This is a genomic window from Verrucomicrobium sp. BvORR034 (assembly GCF_000739635.1).
Classification (GTDB): Bacteria; Verrucomicrobiota; Verrucomicrobiia; order Verrucomicrobiales; family Verrucomicrobiaceae; genus Verrucomicrobium.
In genome coordinates, this window is sequence record NZ_BATQ01000187.1 from 1 (window position 1) to 5,382 (window position 5,382).

At 52.8% G+C, this 5,382-nt stretch carries 2 tRNA genes and 3 rRNA genes; all 5 read left to right on the top strand.

Features of this window, described 5'->3' with window-relative positions:
* Window positions 1-206 precede the first annotated feature (206 nt).
* The 5 genes from BV034_RS34020 to rrf all read left to right on the top strand — a co-directional run bounded on the left by BV034_RS34020 (window position 207) and on the right by rrf (window position 5,339).
* A 16S ribosomal RNA gene (locus BV034_RS34020) occupies window positions 207-1,745 on the top strand.
* 168 nt (window positions 1,746-1,913) lie between these two features.
* Window positions 1,914-1,989 (top strand) — tRNA-Ala (locus BV034_RS34025).
* 44 nt (window positions 1,990-2,033) lie between these two features.
* Window positions 2,034-2,110 (top strand) — tRNA-Ile (locus BV034_RS34030).
* A 134-nt stretch (window positions 2,111-2,244) separates the two neighbouring features.
* A 23S ribosomal RNA gene (locus tag BV034_RS34035) occupies window positions 2,245-5,087 on the top strand.
* A gap of 136 nt (window positions 5,088-5,223) precedes the next feature.
* A 5S ribosomal RNA gene (rrf, locus tag BV034_RS34040) occupies window positions 5,224-5,339 on the top strand.
* The 16S, 23S and 5S rRNA genes sit together here with 2 tRNA genes alongside, the layout of an rRNA operon.
* Window positions 5,340-5,382 lie beyond the last annotated feature (43 nt).

The window sequence follows — 5,382 nt, forward strand, 5'->3', positions numbered from 1 at the left end:
ATTCTTCGAGAATCAGAAAACGATCTTTGGCAGCATTAATCAAACTAAACGGCCCGCGAGGGTTGTGAGTTTAGTTTGACCCAAGAAAAAGCTAAGTTGTGTACTACGCGTGTGTGAGAAACAGCGCGTGGTTGTCATAACAAACAACCAGTCAATTTAGTCCGGTGCTTTGCACTGGACCGTTCACTCAGAGATGGGTGGACAAATGTTCGGAGAGTTTGATTCTGGCTCAGAACGAACGCTGGCGGCGTGGATAAGACATGCAAGTCGAACGGGGCAGTTTTGTAGCAATACCGAACTGTTCAGTGGCGAACGGGTGCGTAACACGTGGATTACATACCGGAAAGCGAGGAATAGCCCAGGGAAACTTGGATTAATACCTCATGTGGTCGCAAGACTAAAGGCGGGGCAACCTGTCGCTTTCTGATTGGTCCGCGGCCTATCAGCTAGTTGGCGGGGTAACGGCCCACCAAGGCGACGACGGGTAGCTGGTCTGAGAGGATGACCAGCCACACTGGAACTGAGACACGGTCCAGACACCTACGGGTGGCAGCAGTCGAGAATCATTCACAATGGGGGCAACCCTGATGGTGCGACGCCGCGTGGAGGATAAGGTCTTCGGATTGTAAACTCCTGTCATGCGAGAGCAAGATTTGAGCGGGTAACTCCGCTGAATTTGATAGTATCGCAAGAGGAAGAGACGGCTAACTCTGTGCCAGCAGCCGCGGTAATACAGAGGTCTCAAGCGTTGTTCGGAATCACTGGGCGTAAAGGGTGCGTAGGTGGCGTGGAAAGTCAGATGTGAAATCCGGGGGCTCAACCTCCGAATAGCATCCGATACTCCCATGCTAGAGAACTGGAGGGGGATCTGGAATTCTCGGTGTAGCAGTGAAATGCGTAGATATCGAGAGGAACACTAGTGGCGAAGGCGAGATCCTGGACAGTATCTGACACTGATGCACGAAGGTCAGGGGAGCAAACGGGATTAGATACCCCGGTAGTCCTGACAGTAAACGGTGCACGTTTGGTGTGGGAGGATTCGACCCCTTCTGTGCCGGAGCTAACGCGTTAAACGTGCCGCCTGGGAAGTACGGTCGCAAGATTAAAACTCAAAGAAATTGACGGGGACCCGCACAAGCGGTGGAGTATGTGGCTTAATTCGATGCAACGCGAAGAACCTTACCTGGGCTTGACATGCACTGTGTCGTCGGTGAAAGCCGGCTAGCGTAGCAATACGCGCTTTGCACAGGTGCTGCATGGCTGTCGTCAGCTCGTGTCGTGAGATGTTGGGTTAAGTCCCGCAACGAGCGCAACCCCTGTGATTTGTTGCCACCGGAGCAATCCGAGCACTCGAATCAGACTGCCCAGATCAACTGGGAGGAAGGTGGGGATGACGTCAAGTCAGTATGGCCCTTACGCCCAGGGCTGCACACGTACTACAATGCCCAGCACAATGTGAACCGAAACCGCGAGGTGGAGGAAATCCTCAAAACTGGGCTCAGTTCAGATTGCAGGCTGCAACTCGCCTGCATGAAGTTGGAATCGCTAGTAATGGTACATCAGCTACGGTACCGTGAATACGTTCCCGGGTCTTGTACACACCGCCCGTCACATCATGGAAGCTGGTTTCGCCCGAAGTGCCCGCGCCGACCGCAAGGAGGCAAGGCCCTAAGGCAAGACTGGTGACTGGGATGAAGTCGTAACAAGGTAGCCGTAGGGGAACCTGCGGCTGGATCACCTCCTTTCTATGGAGTATTCCAGGAGCCCTCACTGCTTACTGGATAGGTCGAGACCAGGGTGCCCGGTTCGCCGGAACACCTGGTCTGCTAAAAGGCTCAAATATTTGCGTGAGTTACCTCACGTGTAGTGCACGACTTAGCTTTTGCTTGGGACAATACACACGCATCACCAAAGGGGGTATAGCTCAGCTGGTAGAGCGCCAGCTTTGCAAGCTGGATGTCTGGGGTTCGAGTCCCCATGCCTCCACCATGTGATAGCTGACTGCTTTTAAAGCGAGGGGGCCGGTGAAAACCGGGCCTGTAGCTCAGTTGGTTAGAGCACCGCCTTGATAAGGCGGGGGTCAATGGTTCGAGTCCATTCAGGCCCACCATCTGGTGAATCATGAGTGTGTAAGGTTGATTAATGCTGTTGAACCGGAGAGGTTCTTTGAAAACTGGACAAGACAGATTAAGAGCGAAAAAGACAGAATTTTATTAGAAGCTGGCGCAAGCCAGCGGCTACAGGCATCAAGTATTTTAGAGCACATAGTGAATGCCTTGGCACCAGCAGGCGATGAAGGACGTGCTAAGCTGCGATAAGCTTCGGATAGCGGCAAAGACGCTTTGACCCGGAGATTTCCGAATGGGATAACCTGCAGCGGTTCATACCGCTGCGTGCAGCCCTCAATACATAGGGGCTGCGACGCCATACCGGGGGAAGTGAAACATCTCAGTACCCCGAGGAAAAGAAAACGAATGTGATTCCGTCAGTAGTGGCGAACGAAAGCGGAACAGCCCAAACCGGAGGCTTTGCCTCCGGGGTTGTAGGAGCCCGATGTGGCATTGGATCGAGTTAGGTGAAGCTTCAGGAAAGTTGCGCCAGAGAGGGTGAAAGGCCCGTAACCGAAAACTTTGATCCAGCCTAGGGAATTCCTGAGTAATGCGACACACGTGAAACTTCGCATGAATCGGCGCCGACCACGGCGTAAGGCTAAATACTAGCTGGTGACCGACAGTGAACAAGTACCGCGAGGGAAAGGTGAAAAGCACCGCTGTGAGCGGAGTGAAACAGTACCTGAAACCATGTGCTTACAAGGTGTCAGAGCCGGCTTGTCCGGTGATGGCGTGCCTTTTGCTTAATGAGTCTGCGAGTTGGTTTTTGTGGCAAGCCTAAGTCCTTCTGGGACGCAGGCGCAGCGAAAGCGAGTCCGAACAGGGCGAAGTTAGTCACAGGAGCCAAACCCGAAGCGGTGGTGATCTACCCATGGCCAGGCTGAAGCGTTGGTAATACGACGTGGAAGGCCGAACCGGTGAACCTTGAGAAGTTCTCGGATGAGTTGTGGGTAGGAGTGAAAGGCTAATCAAACCCCGTAATAGCTGGTTCTCCTCGAAATGTATTTAGGTGCAGCGTCATATGCTGACCCGGGGGGGTAGAGCACTGAATGAGCTAGGGGGCACACCCGCCTACCAAACTCAATCAAACTCCGAATACCCCGGGGTGAAGTATGGCAGTAAGACAGTGGGGGATAAGCTTCATTGTCGAAAGGGAAACAACCCAGCCCAGCAGCTAAGGTGCCCAAATACCGCTCAGTGGAAAGGAAGTGAGATTTCTTTGACAGTGAGGATGTTGGCTTAGAAGCAGCCACCATTTAAACAGTGCGTAATAGCTGACTCATCGAGAGATCTCGCGCCGAAAATGATTGGCGATAAGCGGTATACCGAAGCTCTGGATGCCCCGGATTTTGGTCCGGGGTTTGGTAGAGGAGCGTTCTCAACGCATCGAAGCTGGATGGCGACTGAAAGTGGAGTGTTGAGAAGTGAGGATGCAGACATAAGTAACGACAAGGGTGGTGAAATCCCACCCCGCCGTAAATCCAAGGTTTCCTGGGCAACGATTTTCGTCCCAGGGTTAGTCGGGACCTAAGCCGATGCCGTCTGGCGCAGGCGATGGAAAGCAGGTTAATATTCCTGCACCGGCTCTGGTTAAGTCATGTTAGACCACGGAGAAGGAGGAAACAGACCTTATTGACTTGGCAGGAAGGGCCCCGGCCTGACCGCGTTTCCAAATGATCCGTCTAGAAAAGCTTCATGATGTTCCCAGGGCCGCCCGTACTAGAAACCGACTCAGGTGGATGGGTAGAATATACCAAGGCGCAAGAGTGAAACCTCGTTAAGGAACTCTGCAATCTAGTCCCGTAACTTCGGAAGAAGGGATGCCCACCTCGGTGGGTCGCAGTGAAAGGGGTCAACCGACTGTTTATCAAAAACACAGCATTGTGCGAAGACGAAAGTCTATGTATACGATGTGACACGTGACCAATGCGGAAAGATTAAGGCAAGATGTTAGCCGCAAGGCGAAGCTTTGAACCCAAGTCCCCGTGAATGTCGGCCGTAACTATAACGGTCCTAAGGTAGCGAAATTCCTTGTCGGGTAAGTTCCGACCTGCACGAATCGTGTAACGAGTTGACCGCTGTCTCAACGAGGGGCTCAGTGAATTTGTAGTGGCGGTGAAGATGCCGCCTACCCGCGGAAGGACGGAAAGACCCTATGCACCTTAACTGTAAGCTGTCACTGATTCGCTGATTTCAATGCTCAGAGTAAGTGGGAGGCTGTGAAGCGGAACTTTCGGGTTCCGCAGAGCCAAAAGTGAGACACCACCCTTTGGTATTGGCGAGTCTAATTGTAACCCCTTAAAGGGCATGAGACCATGGCAGCCGGTCAGTTTTACTGGGGCGGTATCCTCCCAAAGAGTAACGGAGGAGCGCGAAGGTGTGCTCAGCGCGGTTTGCAATCGCGTGTTGAGTGTATTGGCATAAGCACGCCTAACTGTGAGACCTACAAGTCGAGCAGATACGAAAGTAGGCCAAAGTGATCCGGCGGTTTAATGTGGAATTGCCGTCGCTTAACGGACAAAAGGTACGCTAGGGATAACAGGCTGATTTCATCCAAGAGTTCATATCGACGATGAAGTTTGGCACCTCGATGTCGGCTCGTCGCATCCTGGGGCTGGAGAAGGTCCCAAGGGTCCGGCTGTTCGCCGGTTAAAGCGGCACGCGAGCTGGGTTCAGAACGTCGCGAGACAGTTCGGTCCTCTATCCTCCGTGGGCGTTGGAGAATTGAGGGGTTTACTTCCTAGTACGAGAGGACCGGAAGTAACGTACCTCTGGTGTTCCAGTTGTCACGTCAGTGGCACAGCTGGGCAGCTATGTACGGAAAGGATAAGCGCTGAAAGCATCTAAGCGCCAAGCCTCTCCCAAGATGAGTTCTCCCTGAAGGATCGTGGAAGACTACCACGTTGATAGGGTGTGGGTGCAAGTCGAGTAATCGATTCAGCTCAACACTACTAATCATCCGATCGTCTTGATGCTTAATTCTTTTTCAATAACTCTTAGTTTGTCCTTGTTCAGTTTTCAGAGAACCTCCGGGTTTGGCAGGACTGCCCCCAACCTTTAACTGCAACCGCTGAAGTCCTCAGACAGGCTGTTTCAAACCATGAAACAGAAGTCTGGTGACCACAGCGAGGTGGCCCCACCCGTTCCCATCCCGAACACGGAAGTGAAACACCTCAGCGTCGATGATAGTATGGCGACAGGCCATGTGAAAGTAGATCGTTGCCAGAGTTAATCCCCGCCTTCTGCAACCCAGAGGGCGGGGACTTTTTTT